The 16,158-nt window shown below is 47.9% G+C and carries 13 protein-coding genes; all 13 read left to right on the top strand.

Going from position 1 to position 16,158, the window contains the following annotated elements; all coding sequences use genetic code 11:
- Positions 1 to 119 precede the first annotated feature (119 nt).
- The 13 genes from AXG56_RS16800 to AXG56_RS16740 all read left to right on the top strand — a co-directional run bounded on the left by AXG56_RS16800 (position 120) and on the right by AXG56_RS16740 (position 16,139).
- Complete coding sequence (locus AXG56_RS16800; RefSeq protein WP_008636406.1) at positions 120 to 1,052, top strand: carbohydrate ABC transporter permease; 933 nt, start codon at positions 120 to 122, stop codon at positions 1,050 to 1,052.
- Positions 1,049 to 1,876 carry a carbohydrate ABC transporter permease gene (locus AXG56_RS16795; RefSeq protein ID WP_008636407.1) on the top strand — a complete coding sequence of 276 codons (828 nt, stop codon included), beginning with the start codon at positions 1,049 to 1,051 and terminating at the stop codon, positions 1,874 to 1,876. Before AXG56_RS16800 ends, AXG56_RS16795 begins: the two co-directional genes overlap by 4 nt.
- Before the next feature lie 30 nt (positions 1,877 to 1,906).
- Positions 1,907 to 5,008 (top strand): glycoside hydrolase family 2 TIM barrel-domain containing protein, encoded by a 3,102-nt coding sequence (locus AXG56_RS16790; protein WP_062515587.1) that lies wholly within the window; start codon positions 1,907 to 1,909, stop codon positions 5,006 to 5,008.
- A 74-nt stretch (positions 5,009 to 5,082) separates the two neighbouring features.
- On the top strand, positions 5,083 to 6,822 hold the full coding sequence (locus AXG56_RS16785) for a glycoside hydrolase family 35 protein (protein WP_062515585.1): 1,740 nt from the start codon (positions 5,083 to 5,085) through the stop codon (positions 6,820 to 6,822).
- 130 nt (positions 6,823 to 6,952) lie between these two features.
- The gene (locus AXG56_RS16780; protein WP_008636410.1) at positions 6,953 to 7,327 is read left to right on the top strand and encodes a nuclear transport factor 2 family protein; all 375 of its coding nucleotides are present in this window, start codon (positions 6,953 to 6,955) and stop codon (positions 7,325 to 7,327) included.
- 183 nt (positions 7,328 to 7,510) lie between these two features.
- The gene (locus AXG56_RS16775) at positions 7,511 to 8,245 is read left to right on the top strand and encodes a tryptophan-rich sensory protein (protein WP_062515583.1); all 735 of its coding nucleotides are present in this window, start codon (positions 7,511 to 7,513) and stop codon (positions 8,243 to 8,245) included.
- A gap of 193 nt (positions 8,246 to 8,438) precedes the next feature.
- Entirely contained in the window at positions 8,439 to 9,557 is a 1,119-nt protein-coding gene (locus AXG56_RS16770; protein ID WP_062515581.1) for a D-alanyl-D-alanine carboxypeptidase family protein, read from the top strand.
- A gap of 153 nt (positions 9,558 to 9,710) precedes the next feature.
- On the top strand, positions 9,711 to 11,036 hold the full coding sequence (locus AXG56_RS16765; protein WP_062515579.1) for a hypothetical protein: 1,326 nt from the start codon (positions 9,711 to 9,713) through the stop codon (positions 11,034 to 11,036).
- Between the two features lie 179 nt (positions 11,037 to 11,215).
- Positions 11,216 to 11,965, top strand: a complete 750-nt coding sequence (locus AXG56_RS16760; RefSeq protein WP_062515576.1) for an IclR family transcriptional regulator — start codon at positions 11,216 to 11,218, stop codon at positions 11,963 to 11,965.
- 12 nt (positions 11,966 to 11,977) lie between these two features.
- Complete coding sequence (locus AXG56_RS16755) at positions 11,978 to 12,931, top strand: sugar kinase (RefSeq protein ID WP_062515574.1); 954 nt, start codon at positions 11,978 to 11,980, stop codon at positions 12,929 to 12,931.
- Positions 12,932 to 12,945: 14 nt separating this feature from the next.
- Positions 12,946 to 13,590, top strand: a complete 645-nt coding sequence (locus AXG56_RS16750; protein ID WP_008636416.1) for a bifunctional 4-hydroxy-2-oxoglutarate aldolase/2-dehydro-3-deoxy-phosphogluconate aldolase — start codon at positions 12,946 to 12,948, stop codon at positions 13,588 to 13,590.
- Complete coding sequence (gene dgoD, locus AXG56_RS16745) at positions 13,587 to 14,735, top strand: galactonate dehydratase (RefSeq protein WP_062515572.1); 1,149 nt, start codon at positions 13,587 to 13,589, stop codon at positions 14,733 to 14,735. The genes AXG56_RS16750 and dgoD overlap by 4 nt, the downstream gene beginning before the upstream one ends.
- Positions 14,736 to 14,777: 42 nt before the next feature.
- Positions 14,778 to 16,139, top strand: a complete 1,362-nt coding sequence (locus AXG56_RS16740; RefSeq protein WP_008636418.1) for a GntP family permease — start codon at positions 14,778 to 14,780, stop codon at positions 16,137 to 16,139.
- The last annotated feature ends 19 nt before the right edge of the window (positions 16,140 to 16,158 follow it).

Here is a 16,158-nt window from a genome sequence, read left to right as displayed (position 1 = left end):
AGAAATCAGTCAGGACTGATTCACTAAAAAAAGGGGTTCTTGGGAAGTGTTCATGCTTTCGAAGAATCCCTTTCTTTACAAAAAAGTGTGGATCAGGCGGAAAGAGGAGGAAGTACAAAATGAGCAATTCCATGGAAAGTACCAGTTCTACTTATGTGGAGAAAAGTAAGAAGAACGGAACGAAACGGTGGTTTAAAAAGAATTATGTCGGTTGGTTGTTCATCATCATTGCCATTCTTGGAATCGCAGTGTTCTATTTCTATCCAATGTTACGAGCTTTGCTGCTGTCCTTCCAATCCGGGATGGGAGCCAATCTTGAATATGTAGGGCTGGATAACTATATTCGCCTCTTCAGTGATCCCACCTTCATAGCAGCTCTGACAAACACGTTCATTTATCTTCTTGTGCAAGTGCCTGTCATGATCATTCTGGCTCTGGTCTTTTCGGTCATCCTGAATGATTCGACGTTGAAATTCAAAGGATTTTTCCGGACGGCAATTTTCCTTCCGTGTGTCACTTCATTGGTCGCCTATGCAGTTATCTTTAAATACTTATTCGGTGTCGATGGTTTAATCAACACGTTCCTGTTGGATCTTTCTCTCATTTCGGAACCGTTGAACTGGCTGGCGGATCCACTGCTTGCCAAGATCACGATCATTCTTGCCATCACATGGCGCTGGACGGGTTACAATATGATTTTCTATCTATCGGCCTTGCAGAACGTAGATAAGTCCATGTATGAGGCGGCAAAAATAGACGGTGCGTCAAGCATTCAACGTTTCTTCTATATTACTGTCCCTATGTTAAAGCCGATCATCTTGTTCACTTCCATCATGTCTACGATCGGAACACTTCAGATCTTTGATGAAATCATGAACATCACAGGTGGAGGACCGGGTAACGCAACCCTATCTATCTCCATGTACATCTATAATCTATCATTCAAGTACAGCCCTGATTTTGGTTATGCAGCGACTGTATCTTACGTAATCGTTATTCTTGTGGTTATCTTCTCGCTAATTCAATTTAAAGTGGCAGGTGAAGAAAAATGAAGAAAGCAAAACGAATCGGTGTCTATGTGTTTTTGAGTGTCGCGGCGTTGTTCTCTATCTTCCCGTTTTTGTGGATGATTGTGAGCATGACCAACAAGTCGGTGGACGTTACTCAAGGGCGCTTGCTGCCGGGTACCCATCTATTTGAAAACATCCGTGTGTTGTTCGAGTCAGTGGATGTCGTCACGGCGCTCGTAAACTCTACGATCATTGCCGTCATCACGACATTTTTGACTTTGTTGATCGGTTCCCTTGCTGGTTATGGGTTTGAAATTTACCGCTCACCGGGCAAGGACCGCATATTTAATGTTCTTCTTCTTTCTATGATGATTCCGTTTGCAGCCATCATGATTCCGCTTTACCGTTTGTTCGGAGGCGTATCTTCCACCATCCCGTTTCTTGGAATCGATACCCTCGCGGCTGCCATCCTGCCGACCGTCATTACGGCATTCTTTATCTTCTTCTTCCGTCAGAATACGAAGATGTTCGCGAAGGAATTGGTGGAAGCCGGGCGTATGGACGGGTTGAGTGAGCTGGGTATCTTCTTCCGTATCTACCTGCCTACAATGAAAACGACGTATGCAGCTGCAGCGATCATTGCATTTATGAACAGCTGGAACAACTATCTATGGCCGTTGGTCATTTTGCAGTCGCCTGAAAACCAGACGATCCCGTTGTTAATTTCCAATCTTGGTGCAGGATATTCTCCGGATTACGGAGTAATCATGACTGCCATTGTTATCGCGACACTGCCGACAGCGCTTGTATTCTTCATTATGCAGAAGCATTTCGTAGCTGGAATGATGGGTTCTGTCAAAGGTTAAGAGAAACAGCTGATATAAGGAGGTTCATCCATGGAATTAAAGCCGCATGATTATGAAAATATCAAGGTGTTGGAACGGAATCGTAGAAGAGAGCGGGCACACTTCTTTCCTTATAAAAAGGAACAGGCAGCATGGACGTTTGAGAGGGAGTGTTCGCCTTCCTTCCAATCTCTCAACGGAAATTGGAAGTTCCATTATGCTGAAAATCCGCTTGATGCCCCGGAACGTTTCTATGAAACGAATTATGATGTCATGGATTGGGAGGAGCTTCCGGTCCCTTCGTCCTGGCAGATGCACGGCTATGGGAAACCGGCTTATACGAACGTTGTCTATCCATTCCCTGTCGATCCACCCTATGTACCGGATGAGAATCCGACAGGGTCCTATGTACGGGAATTCTATGTTCCTGAGGAGTGGCTGGAGGAGAAAGTATTCGTCAAATTCGAAGGAGTAGACAGTGCTTTCCATTTATGGGTGAACGGAAAAGAGGCAGGATACAGCCAGGGAAGCCGTATCCCCTCTGAGTTCGATCTTACTCCGTTTCTTAAAGCAGGTACGAACAGAATCGCCGTTCGGGTATATCAATGGTCGGACGGTTCGTATATAGAAGATCAGGATATGTGGTGGTTGAGCGGCATCTTTCGGGATGTCTATTTGCTTGTCGTTCCAAAAGTACATATCGACGATATCTTCGTGAAGACGGTATGGAAACAATCGTCCGATGTCGCAGAGTTGGTCGTGGAAACCAAGGTGGAGAACGGAACAGGAAAAGACATATCCGGTTATTCGCTTGACTATCAATTCTTTGATAAAGAGAAGCAGCCTGTATTTTCCGAAATCCATGATCCGTTGGAAGACCTGGCACCTGTCCGTGAATTCTCTGTAATGAAGCCACGGCTTTGGTCTGCAGAAGATCCTTACTTATACACGTTGCTCCTTACCTTGAAAGACGGGGAAGGAAAGACCGTAGAGATTATCCCTTTGAAAGTCGGGTTCCGTTCCATTGAGCTTGTCAATGGACAATTCCTTGTCAACGGCGCTGCTGTGAAACTGAAAGGCGTCAACCGCCATGATCACCATCCGGTACTAGGCCGTGCCGTTCCTTTCGAGTGGATGAAACAAGATGTTCTTTTGATGAAGCAGCATAACATCAACGCCGTCCGTACGGCCCACTATCCTAACGATCCAAGATTCTATGACTTGTGTGATCAATACGGCTTGTACGTCATTGATGAAGCGGATTTGGAATGCCATGGTTTCGAAGTCATCGGGGACTGGAATGCACTGAGTGATGACCCTGAATGGAAAGATGCTTATGTAGACCGAATGAAGCGGATGGTTGCCCGGGATAAGAACCGCCCGTCCATCATCATGTGGTCGCTTGGGAATGAGTCCGGTTTCGGAAGCAACCATCAGGAGATGGCCCGCTGGGTGAAAGAATATGATGACACGCGTCTGGTTCATTATGAAGGGGAGAGTCGCGCCCTTGCTTCCTCGGAACGCTTCTATGATCCGAAAATAGATCCGGAAGCTTCCGATGTATTTACAACGATGTACACGTCTGTAGAAGAAATGGAGGCATTAGGGAAGCGTAAGGATTTGAAGAAGCCGCACATATTGTGTGAATATGCCCATGCCATGGGGAACGGACCTGGAGGATTGCAGGAGTACTGGGATACCTTTTATCGATACGACCGTCTGCAGGGAGGATTCGTATGGGAATGGCTGGACCACGGAATCTTACAGACGAACGAAGACGGTGAGGAGTATTATGCCTACGGAGGGGACTTCGGTGAACGTCCTCACGATTCCAATTTCGTTATCGACGGTTTGGTCATGCCGGACCGCACCCCGTCTCCGGCGCTTGCAGAATACAAAAAGGTGATAGAACCTGTACGTATGGAAGCGGCAGACCTTGCAAAAGGGACAATCGACGTAACCAACCGCTATGATTTCCTTTCTCTTGACCACCTGCACGCTTCCTGGAAAGTGATGGAAGGAGAACGCTGTCTGGATAGTGGAGTGGTTTCATTAGAAGGGATCATGCCGGGCGAATCGAAAACGGTGGACATTCCTTTTCTATCTCTGAAGGATAAAGCGTTCGAAGAGGAAGTATGGCTGACAGTAGAATGCAGGCTTGCTCACGAAACAGACTGGGCGGAGACTGGGCACGAGATTGCCTGGGCGCAGTTTGAGCTTCCGGCACAGCGATTGGCGGTTAATAATCAAGCAGAGACCCATTCGCCGATTACACGGGTAGAGGACGAGCGACACCTTCGCTTGGACGGAGATTCTTTCACCGCCATATGGTCGAAGAAGGACGGCATGCTGACGGAATGGACGTATCAAGGGATATCCATGCTCGAGAAAGGCCCTGCTCTTCATCTGTGGAGGGCGCCTATTGACAATGACCTATGGGGACAGGATCAATGGAAGGAAACCCCTTCGATAAAAGAGTGGAGAGACGCCGGGCTTTCGGATATGCGTCATCGCCTGCGATCGCTTCATTATCAAGCACATGCTGATAACCGGATGGAGGTTACGGTAGAGACCCGGGTGGCTCCACCGTCCCTGAACTGGGGCTTGGACGTGACCTATCGTTACCTTGTACAGGAAGACGGCATCATCGATCTTCAGGTGAAAGGGGAACCTTACGGGAAACCCCCGAAAACCTTCCCGAGGATTGGTTTGAAAATGGAACTCCCAGCCGGACTGGATCACGTAAAATGGTTCGGACGTGGACCGGGTGAAGCTTATATCGACAGCAGGCAGGCGGCCCGTATCGGAGTATGGTCCAAGCATGTAGAGGAGCTTCGTACTCCTTATGTCTTCCCTCAGGAGAACGGGAATCGTCATGAAGTCCGCTGGATGAAGCTTCATCGTTTAGATGGGATAGGTTTGCAGGTGAAGAGTGCTTCTTTGTTCGACTTCAACGCCCACTATTACACCGTCGAAAACTTGGAAGCTGCCAAACATACGTATGACCTGAATAAAGAAGACTTCCTGACGCTTTTGATAGACCATCGCCAGCATGGGTTGGGGTCTGCAAGCTGTGGACCGGATGTATTGGAGAAGTATCAGCTGAAGAGCGGGCCATTCCAGTTCAGGGTGTCCATGGTGCCCACCATCTGATAGCGGTCCGCCTCGCTTGTATTCAGGAAGAAGTGTGACATTTAAGATCGTCCAAATGAAGAAGGAGGAGCGCCATGCTTACAGCTGAAAACGGTCAATTTTATTTAAATGATAAGCCCTTTCAAATCCTTTCCGGTGCCATTCACTATTTCCGTACCGTCCCGGAGCATTGGGAAGACAGACTGGAAAAATTGAAGGCTCTCGGATTGAATACGGTAGAAACGTATGTCCCTTGGAACCTGCATGAACCGCGCAGAGGGGAGTTCGAATTCTCGGGCTTAGCCGATATCGAAGGTTTTATACAGACAGCGGCCGATCTGGGACTCTATGTGATCGTCCGTCCGGCCCCGTATATTTGTGCCGAATGGGAGATGGGAGGGCTTCCCTCCTGGCTGCTAAAGGACAAGGATGTTGTCATGAGAAGCAGTGATCCCGTTTATCTGTCGTACGTAGAAAGTTATTACAAAGAGCTACTTCCTAAGTTCGTCCCGCACCTATACCAGAACGGCGGTCCGATCATCGCGATGCAGATTGAGAATGAGTACGGCGCTTACGGCAATGATCAGAAATATTTGACGTTCCTTAAGAAACAATACGAGCAGCATGGTCTGGATACCTTCCTCTTCACATCAGACGGTCCAGACTTTATCGAACAGGGATCACTCCCGGACGTGACGACAACGTTGAACTTCGGTTCCAAGGTGGAGCAGGCGTTTGAACGTCTGGATGCATTCAAGACGGGTTCACCGAAGATGGTTGCAGAATTTTGGATCGGCTGGTTCGATTATTGGACAGGGGAGCATCACACCCGTGACGCAGGAGATGCTGCGGCTGTCTTCAGAGAATTGATGGAACGAAAAGCATCGGTCAATTTCTACATGTTCCATGGCGGCACGAACTTCGGGTTCATGAACGGAGCCAACCACTATGATGTCTACTACCCTACGATTACAAGCTATGATTATGACAGCTTGTTGACAGAGAGTGGAGCGATCACAGAGAAATACAATGCAGTGAAATCCATCCTTGCCGACTACCAAACCGTCCCGGCCGACTATGAGTCTGTGCTTTCATCCGAAGCTTGCGGCAGGGTGGAAGTGGAGGAGGGCGTGAGTCTGTTCGATACCCTTGCCGAAATCGGGAAGCGGACGGCACACATAAAGCCGCTCTCTATGGAGGAAATTGACCAGGCTTATGGCTACACCCTTTATAAGACAACCGTCAACCGCTCCGGAGAGCTGAGTATGGGGATCGAAGCCGTTCATGACCGTGCGTTTATTTACGTTAATGGTACGTATCAGAAAACCATTTATATCAATGACGAACAGAAGAAAACGACACTCGTTTTCCCGGAAAAGATCAATACGCTGGAAATCCTCGTCGAGAATATGGGAAGAGCCAACTACGGTGAGCATCTGGAGGATCGTAAAGGCTTGACGAAGAATATTTGGCTCGGGGAGCAGTATTTCTTTGAATGGGAGATGTACGCCGTTGAATTGGATATCCTTCCTGAAAGCTACGCAAAGCAGGAGGACTCCCGTTATCCGAAATTCTTCCGCGGTACGTTCGATGCGCCGGGGAGACACGACACTTACATCGACAGTGAAGGGTTCACGAAGGGGAATCTCTTCGTAAACGGGTTCAATCTGGGGAGATATTGGAACACAGCCGGTCCTCAAAAGCGGATCTACGTCCCAGGCCCGCTGTTGAAGGAGCAAGGAAATGAACTGGTCATACTGGAATTAGAGCACTCTTCTGTTTCAGAAGTGCAGTTGGTGGATCAGCCTGAACTTGCCGCCGTTGTGAAATCATAAATGGAAAAGTCACCGCCTTACAGCGGTGACTTTTTTTGAGGAAGCACGATGCTGGATTTTTCTCCTATAGCGGTGTAAAGTACCTACTAGTGGAAAAAAGACAGCGAGATTTGCAGGAGGAATAATAAGCATGAATTTAGATAAATATTTCGATCTTTTTGATCGTTCCCGAACAAGTGAAGAGGCGATGGAAGAGTTAAATGGTTTGTTCACGGATGACATGGTCTTCGTATTAAATGGCAGCAGGAAGCAGGGGCTGGATCAATGGAAGCTGTTCATGAAGCAGGTATTCACCAATAATACAGACATTAAGCATATGTATGAAGGTTGGGAAAAAGTCGAAGGAACCGATGCATATGAAACGCGGTGGGCCGTGTGCGGAAAGCTTGCAAATGGAAAGGTGTACACGCAGACAGGGAAGGACATTGCCCGTCTGGACGAAGCGGGCCGGATCAGCTATTTGGAAAACGTCCCGGATCAACAGGATTTGTTCCAAGGCTATTAAAGATGATAAAGCGCAGCTTATTCCATAAGCTGCGCTTTTTTTATGGAGGAAGGATGGAGAGAGTACAATCAGGATCAAAATCATCTACAGCGGCCAAAGGACCGATATTTCATGATTATGTTTTAACCCGGCGAGGAGAGGAATACTATGTAACAGAAAAGGAAAAGGAAAGGGAGTGTCTTCATGGGTAAATTCATCTTGAATCTCCTGGCGTTTATCCTTGTCGTCGTCGTCAACGGACTTGCGAACGCGCTGCCGTTGAATGGACAAACGACTGGTGAAATTTCCAACCGCCTCGATGTTCTATTTACACCGGCAGGGTATGTCTTCAGTATTTGGGGACTAATTTATCTTCTGCTTGGAATCTGGGTGCTGCGTCAGTTCCCGGCAAGCCGCAGAGATCTGCCGCTTTATCTAAATACGAGTGGACTTTTCGTCCTGAGCAGCCTGCTCAATAGTTTATGGATCTTCCTTTGGCATTATAATTACTTCGGTTTGACCGTGATCGTCATGCTGCTGCTATTGCTTACCCTGATCCGGCTGTATACGACAGTGAAAGCAAGCGGGGCATCGTTTTTCGATCTTCTGCCATTCTCCATCTATTTAGGGTGGATCAGTGTAGCGACGATCGCTAACATCAGCTATTATCTAACAGATATTGGATGGGACGGCTTTGGTCTTTCTGATACCGTCTGGACGATTATTCTGCTGGTTGTCGCCACGGTATTAGCGGTATTTTTCCTTGTAAGCGAAGAGGATTGGGTATATCCGCTCGTCTTCGTCTGGGCGTTCATAGGCATTGGTGTGCGCAACCAGGGTTCCGATGAGACGGTTGTCGTCTATACCGCTTACCTTTTGGCTGCGTTGATTTTCATCCTGACGATTGTATTCGGATTTAAACAAAAGAGAACATCATAAGTTTCGACACCTCGAAGAAATTCCGCTCTATAAGAGTTGGAATTTCTTTTTTTTGGATTGAAAATTACAATGGAATTAATTTTGTGTTACAAAGAGTCGGAACATGTCGAAACATCAGGGATTTGCTATTATAATAGGTTCTAGTTTTTGTAATCGGAAGTACGAATTTTTGAAAAATAAGGGGTCAGGGAATGTGAGAATATTTATAGCCATAATCGCTGCATTCATTATCGCACCATTTATCTTAACCTCTCCTGCTGCCGCAGAAGCCGGGGATACTCCACAGATCGATAGTGAGTCAGGCATTGTCATGGAAGCGAATACAGGACGGATATTGTATGAAAAAAATGCAGAAGAGCGTTTGTACCCAGCCAGCTTGACGAAAATTGCGACCGCTATCTACGCCATCGAGCATGGGGATTTGGATGATACGGTAACAGTGAGTAAGCAGGCAAGTGAAACAGGCGGATCCAGCGTCTTCCTCAAAGAAGGCGATCAGATGAGGCTCGGTCAGCTCATTCAAGGATTGCTGCTTAATTCAGGAAACGATGCAGGGGTAGCGATTGCGGAGCACCTCAGCGGAAGCTCGGGGCAGTTTGCTAAAGATTTGAACGTATACCTGAAAGACGAAGTGGGGGTGGAGAATACAACCTTCTTCAATCCACACGGCTTGTTTGATCCACGGCATATGACGACAGCGGAGGATTTGGCACGGATAACCGCTTATGCGATGAAGAATGATACCTTTAAAGAAATGTTCGGAAAGAAGCAGATAGACTGGGACAGTGAGTCTTGGGATACGACGTTATACACGCACCATAAGCTGATGCGGGAAATGCCGTATGACGGTGTGACTGGAGGCAAGACGGGGTATGTCGGACAGGCTGGCTTCACATTGGCAACGAGTGCCGAACGGGACGGTACCAGTCTTGTTGCCATCACGATGAAGAACAGTACGCAGCTCGGCGCTTACCATGATACGGAGAAACTGCTGGATTATGGGTTTGATAACTTTGAGACGACAACGGTATCTCCGGACGATGTCTATGACTTCATGGGTGAGCCTTATGCCGTCGAAGAGCCGTTGACATACACCCATTCCACTAATCATCCAATAGATCAGAACGTAATCCTGCCTGGTGTCTTGATTATTTCCAACCAAATGGGTGACGTCCTGACATCCGGTATGCTTCGGCAGGTAGACAGGAAGCATACCACAGCAGGCGCTCTATCCGCTGCTGTGAAAGTGGATGACATATGGGACTATACGGGTCATCCGCTCGATCAGGATCTTACCGCACTTAAATATTGATCTAACAAGCCTTTCCTTAGACAGGAGAGGCTTTTTTTATTTGCTTTTCCCTCTATTGTTCAGACAAATTATGATTTTTTTCTAAAAAAGTGATCCAATTCTTTTCCTCTTCCGATAGCTGAGTAGAAATTATTTAATAAAGGAGAGTGTCAGATGAAACACTTGAAGAAAATCACGATCATGATGTTGGCGTTGGTCCTCCTCGTACCCTCCCTCGCCATGGCATCAAACAGTCCTACGGTGAAAACACCGGCAGCAGATTTACGATCGACACTGGATCAGCTTTTATCGGAGCACTTCGTCCTTGCGACTACTTATATGATGAAGTCGTATGACGATGCACCTGATGCGGAACAGGTATGGGAGAAGCTTGATCAAAACGCAGCGGATATGACACCTGCCATTGCCTCCGTCTATGGCGAGGAAGCGGCAGCGCAATTCGAAGAAATTTTCCGCGGCCACAATGATTATTCAGACGCGTTTGTGGAAGCAGCTAAGAATGATGATGCGGATGCACGTGAAATGGCGGAAGCGGAAGTAGATGAGTTCGTAAATGAGTTCGGGAGTTTCCTGGCAGCCGCGACGGACGGAAATCTTCCGGAAGATGCAGCGAAGGAAGCGTTGAAAGCGCATGAGCAGGATGTAGTCAATGTCTTCGATCACTATGTAAATGGAGACTACCAAGAAGCATATACGGCGTTCCGCGAAGGTTTTCAACGGATGTTCACGGTCAGTGAAGCGCTATCTACTGCGATTGTGACTCAAATGCCGGATCAATTCGAAGGTAGCAAGGCCGATACGAAGGCAGCAGATCTTCGTTCTAATCTGAATGCACTGGCAGCCGAGCACTTTGCATTAGCCGTCCTGGAAATGCAGAAGGGCTATGACCAGGCGGAGGATTATGATTTCGTGACATGGGCAGAAAACGAACATACGAAAGACTTCACAGCAGCTATTGCCTCTATTTACGGAGAAGATGGTGCGGCACAGTTTGAGCAGGTATGGCAGCAGGATCACATCAATGCACAAGCAGATGTCGTATCTGCCGCGCTGGAAGGGGACGAGGAAGCGAAGCAGATGGCTGAAGACAGTCTGCAGTTGTTTGCTAAAGACTTCGGTGCATTCCTGGATGCGGCGACAGAAGGAAATCTTCCAGCAGATGCAGCAACAGAAGCTGTTTGGTCTCATGAAGAAGACGTCCTGGAAACATTCGAAAGCTATGCTGGAGAGGATTATGAAGCAGCATACGATTCGTTCCGCGAAGGGTATGCATTCATGTTCGGTATCGGGGAAACATTAGGCGATGCGATCGTGATGCAGATGCCGGAACAATTCGGTACAGAAATGCCTGATGCAATGCCTGACACAGGTTTGGGCGGTATGAGTGATCAAGGCCAGTACATTTGGATGTGGATCGCATTCGGAGTACTTGCTGCAGCAGGAGCAGGCTTCGTCTATCGTAAGAAGGCAACAGAATAAATGGGAAAACTGCCAGTATATTACTGGCAGTTTTTTTATTTGGTATAAACGAAGAGATGAAACTTTCATTTAAAAAATTCTGTCAATCTATTGATGAAAGCGGTTCATTGTGATAGTGTTGTGTATGAAATTTACATATGAGAAACCGATTTACATATGTGAATGGGAAGGTGAGGAAAATGACGGTCAAATCAGCAGATCGTGTCATTTCTATATTGGATCACTTGAAGGATTATCCCAACGGTCTTTCCCTTAAAGAAATCGCCGCCCAGTTGGCTCTGCCGCAAAGCAGTACATTCCAACTGCTGCAGACGATGCAGAAACGGCATTTCCTGACGGTGGCTGAAGGGAAAGTATATAAACTAGGTCCGAAGCTCGTACAGATTGGAACGAGAGCTTTAGAGACACTCGATGTCTATGCCGATGCACGTCCTTTTCTCCGTGAATTAATGGAGAAGGTCGAGGAGACGGTATTCATGGCAATGATGATTGAAGAAGAGCTTGTCTATGTGGCGAAATTCGATAATTATCGGTCTATACGAACGACCGCGCAGATCGGGATGCGGAAACCGTTGTACTGTACGGGTCTTGGAAAAGCCTTCTTAGCTTTTATGCCGGAACCTGTCAGTGACCATCTTCTTTCGAACATGAAATTGGAACCGATTACAAGTAAGACCCTTACAGATCCTCAAGCATTGAAAGAGCAGTTCGCGGGCTTTCGTGAACAGGGTTTCGCGATTGATGATGAAGAGAATGAAGTGGGATTGTATTGCTTGGCAGCTCCTATCTACAATGCTGCCGGGGAAATGGTTGCGGCAATCAGCACAGCCGGTCCCAAAACAAGGGTCCTCGAGCGTTACGAATTCGTTTCTGAATCTTTATTGACAGTTTCGAAAGCGATTTCAGAAAGGAATGGATACGTTTTATAAGGAGGGTACGAAATGGATGTAGTCACACTGGGAGAGACAATGGTTACTTTCACGTCCAAATCTTCAGGACTGATGCGTTACGCTTCAGACTTTGCAATGAAAGTGGCTGGTGCAGAATCGAACGTTGCCATCGCCCTTGCACGATTAGGACATGATGTTGGATTTATCAGCAAAGTAGGAGACGATGAATTCGGTGAGAAGGTTCGCAGCTTCATCCGAGGAGAAGGAGTGGACGTCAACAAAGTTACTTCTTACGGAGGAGCTCCTACAGGTATCATGTTCAAAGAGAAGCTGACACCGAACGAGATGCGGGTCCAGTATTACCGTAAAGGATCTGCAGCGAGTGCGATGACTCCGGACGATCTGGACGAATCCTATATCGCCGGCGCCCGGTTCCTGCATATTACAGGTATTACACCAGCGCTCAGTTCAAGTTGTCTTGAAAGCGTTTTAACTGCTGTTCATTATGCCAAGCGTAACGGCGTAACAGTGGTTTTCGATCCGAATCTGCGGAAGAAGTTGTGGGGAGAAGAAGAAGCACGATCGGCTCTGTTGGAAATTGCCTCCATGGCGGACATTGTGCTGCCCGGTATCGATGAAGCAGAATTCCTTTTTGGACCATCTTCTACGGAGCAGCTGGCTGATAGATTTCAGGAACTTGGAGCTTCTGTCGTCATCATGAAGCTCGGCAAAAGGGGAGCTTACGTGAAAGACCATTCATTCACAGGCTATGTCGATGGTTATCCCATCGATGATGTGGTCGATCCGGTCGGTGCGGGCGATGCATTCGCAGCCGGCTGTCTCTCAGGCCTGCTGGACGGTTTGCCGGTAGAAGAGGCATGCAGACGCGGAAATGCTGCAGGGGCCATGGTCACGTTAGTCGAGGGTGACGTAGAAGGGCTGCCAACGAAGGAACGTGTCGAAGCGTTTCAAAATCAGGATGTCAAAGAGGATGTAGAGCGATAAGGAGGAATGGACAAATGGGAACAGTCTTTCAACGAATGTTAGAGCATAAGCTTGTAGCGATTCTTCGTGGGCAACAAGAAGAAGATATAGTGAACATCGCCCAGTCGCTGCATGACGGTGGGGTGCACATGATGGAAATCACGGTGGATACTCCACGATTCGACGAGCATATCCGTCAAGTCAAGGAAGCTTTCGGTGAGCGCATGATTGTCGGAGCCGGAACGGTACTGGATCCGGAAACAGCACGGACAGCCATTCTTGCCGGAGCGCAGTTCATCTTCTCGCCGACGGTCGACAAAGAAACGATCACGATGGCGAAACGGTACGGCGTTGTAAGTATTCCGGGAGCAATGACTCCGACTGAGATTTTGACAGCCTATGAGCAGGGTGCAGACATGATTAAAGTCTTTCCGGCAGGAGCGATGGGACCTGGGTATATCAAAGATGTACACGGACCGCTGCCACACATACCGTTAATGCCTACAGGTGGAGTCGACCTGTCCAACGTCCGCGAATACTTTGATAAAGGAGCAGTAGCCGCAGGGCTTGGCAGCTCGCTTGTCCCTTCCAATAAAACGATGGATGAAACGGCACTCAGGGAATTGACAGAAACGGCAAGACAATTCAGTGAAGCGATAAAGGATGTGGAGAGAGTATGAAAATCATAGATTTCAAACTGTATCAGCTGCCACCACGTTGGTTGTTCTTGAAAATAGAAACTGATATAGGCGTCTGCGGATGGGGAGAGCCTGTTGTGGAAGGACGTACGCATACCGTTGCTGCCTGTGTTACAGAATTGATGGACTATCTGATTGGTAAAGATCCGCGTCACATTGAAGACCACTTCCAGGTATTGTATCGCGGCGGCTTTTATCGGGGAGGACCGATCTTGATGAGCGCCATCTCAGGAATTGAACAAGCGCTGTGGGACATCAAAGGGAAGTATTACCACATGCCTGTCCATGAAATGCTCGGCGGATCTGTCCGTGACAATATCCAAGTTTACTCTTGGATCGGAGGCGACCGGCCCAGCGATGTAGGAGCTGCTGCCAAGGAAAAAGCGGAGGCAGGCTTCACCGCAATTAAGATGAATGGTACAGAAGAAATGAATTACATAGACAGCTATACCAAAGTCGATGCAGCAGTAGCAAGGGTAGCGGGAATTCGTGAAGCTGTCGGACAGGATTTTGGAATTGGAATCGATTTCCACGGGCGCGTCCATAAAGCGATGGCGAAAATACTCGTCAAAGAGCTGGAGCAGTATCGTCCGATGTTCATTGAAGAGCCGGTTCTGACAGAAAATGCAGAGTCCTTTAGAGAGATTGCACAGCACACGACGACTCCGATTGCAACAGGCGAACGGAACTACACCCGTTGGGGATTCAAGCAATTATTGACGGATGGAGTAGTAGACATCATTCAGCCGGACTTGTCACACGCTGGTGGGATTCTGGAAACGAAAAAAATCGCCGCTATGGCAGAAGCCTTTGATGTAGCAGTCGCGCCGCACGCGCCGCTCGGCCCGATCAATCTCGCAGCGTCCCTGCAGGTCGACGCCTGTACGCCTAACTGCATCATCCAGGAACAGAGTCTAGGTATTCACTATAACAAGGGAAGCGATCTGCTTGATTACCTTGTGGATCCGACCGTCTTTGAATATGAGAATGGTTCGGTGAAAATCCCGAAAGGACCAGGGCTTGGAATCGATATCAACGAAGAGAAAGTCAAGGAAATGTCGGAACAGGCGGAGCTTTGGAAGAATCCGATCTGGCGGCATGCGGACGGTACCGTCGCTGAATGGTAAAGAAAGTTCACTCGTATTTACAACTATGAAGGAGAGATAATTATGTCCACAACAGGATTGATCCTGCTTGCAGTATTCGGAGTCGCTCTGCTGTTATTCCTCGTCATGAAGACGAAGCTGCAGGCGTTCATCGCGTTGATTCTTGTCAGTTACATTGTCGGGCTCTTGTCCGGAATGAATCCGATGGAAGTTTTGGAAGCGGTTCAGGCAGGGATGGGAGGTACCGTCGCTGAGGTCGCGGTCATCATCGGTATCGGAGCTATGTTCGGAGAAATTCTTAAAGCATCCGGCGGAGCGGAACGTCTTGCTTTGACCTTGATGAACAAATTCGGTGAAAAACGCGTCAACTGGGCGCTGGTGCTTACCGGTTTCATTATTTCCATTCCCGTTTTTCTAGATGTAGCCTTTGTCATTCTCGTTCCTATTTTATATAGTCTTGCACAGAAAACAGGGAAATCATTGCTGCACTTCGGTATTCCGTTGCTTGCAGGTCTTGCCGTTACACACAGCTTCATCCCGCCTACTCCGGGACCGATCGCTGTAGCATCCTTGATCGGTGCCAACATCGGCTGGGTTATCCTCTTCGGATTCATTGCCGGAATTCCGGCAGCGATCCTTGCAGGGCCGGTATTCGGAACGTACATCGGTAAGAAAATCCATGTCAAAGTGCCTGCAGAAATGCTGAAGAACATGGCAGAAGAAGCAAAAGGAAAAGAATACGATAAGGAGCTTCCAAGCTTCGGTATGATCGCTTTTCTTATCCTGCTTCCACTATTCTTGATTCTACTTAATACGTTCGGCAGTGCCGCTTTACCAGAAGGAAGCACGTGGGTAACGGTCTTCTCCTTCATCGGTGATCCCGGTGTTGCTTTGACAATGACCGCTTTAGTTACGTTCTATCTACTTGGAACACGCCGTGGTTATACGAAAGAGGAAATCCAGAAGATTGCCACGAAGTCACTGGAACCTGCAGGTGTCATTATCTTGATCACCGGTGCCGGTGGAGTCTTCGGTGAAGTACTTGTACAAACAGGAATCGGCGATGTCCTTGCCGATACGATGAGTAACATGAATATGCCGATCATCGTCTTCGCCTTCCTTGTAGCTGCTGCTGTCCGTATCGCTCAAGGTTCGGCAACGGTAGCGATGGTTACTGCAGCAAGCTTGATTTCTCCTGTCATCAACACGATGGGAATCGAAGGTCCGATGCTTGCGCTGCTGGTTATTACCATTGCGTCTGGTGCTACTATTGCTTCTCACGTCAACGATTCAGGATTCTGGATGGTTAACCGATTCTTCGGATTGTCTGAGAAGGATACGTTGAAGTCGTGGACGGTGATGGAAACGATCATCGCGCTTGTCGGTTTCGGTGTTTCGCTCATCCTCAGCTTGTTTGTAGCATAAGGAAGAAAAACCAGCCCTT

The sequence above is a fragment of the Halobacillus sp. KGW1 genome, assembly GCF_001592845.1.
In the GTDB taxonomy this organism is placed as follows: Bacteria; Bacillota; Bacilli; order Bacillales; family Halobacillaceae; genus Halobacillus.
The sequence above is the reverse complement of the archived record's forward strand: the minus strand, read 5'-3'. Positions and strand labels throughout refer to the sequence as shown.

Bases quoted from the DNA above. Each gene is read 5' to 3' on its own strand.
- dgoD (WP_062515572.1), top strand. From the start codon at position 13,587: ATGAAAATCATAGATTTCAAACTGTATCAGCTGCCACCACGTTGGTTG.
- AXG56_RS16785 (WP_062515585.1), top strand. From the start codon at position 5,083: ATGCTTACAGCTGAAAACGGTCAATTTTATTTAAATGATAAGCCCTTT.
- AXG56_RS16750 (WP_008636416.1), top strand. From the start codon at position 12,946: ATGGGAACAGTCTTTCAACGAATGTTAGAGCATAAGCTTGTAGCGATT.
- AXG56_RS16755 (WP_062515574.1), top strand. From the start codon at position 11,978: ATGGATGTAGTCACACTGGGAGAGACAATGGTTACTTTCACGTCCAAA.
- AXG56_RS16795 (WP_008636407.1), top strand. From the start codon at position 1,049: ATGAAGAAAGCAAAACGAATCGGTGTCTATGTGTTTTTGAGTGTCGCG.
- AXG56_RS16780 (WP_008636410.1), top strand. From the start codon at position 6,953: ATGAATTTAGATAAATATTTCGATCTTTTTGATCGTTCCCGAACAAGT.
- AXG56_RS16775 (WP_062515583.1), top strand. From the start codon at position 7,511: ATGGGTAAATTCATCTTGAATCTCCTGGCGTTTATCCTTGTCGTCGTC.
- AXG56_RS16800 (WP_008636406.1), top strand. From the start codon at position 120: ATGAGCAATTCCATGGAAAGTACCAGTTCTACTTATGTGGAGAAAAGT.
- AXG56_RS16765 (WP_062515579.1), top strand. From the start codon at position 9,711: ATGAAACACTTGAAGAAAATCACGATCATGATGTTGGCGTTGGTCCTC.
- AXG56_RS16790 (WP_062515587.1), top strand. From the start codon at position 1,907: ATGGAATTAAAGCCGCATGATTATGAAAATATCAAGGTGTTGGAACGG.
- AXG56_RS16740 (WP_008636418.1), top strand. From the start codon at position 14,778: ATGTCCACAACAGGATTGATCCTGCTTGCAGTATTCGGAGTCGCTCTG.
- AXG56_RS16760 (WP_062515576.1), top strand. From the start codon at position 11,216: ATGACGGTCAAATCAGCAGATCGTGTCATTTCTATATTGGATCACTTG.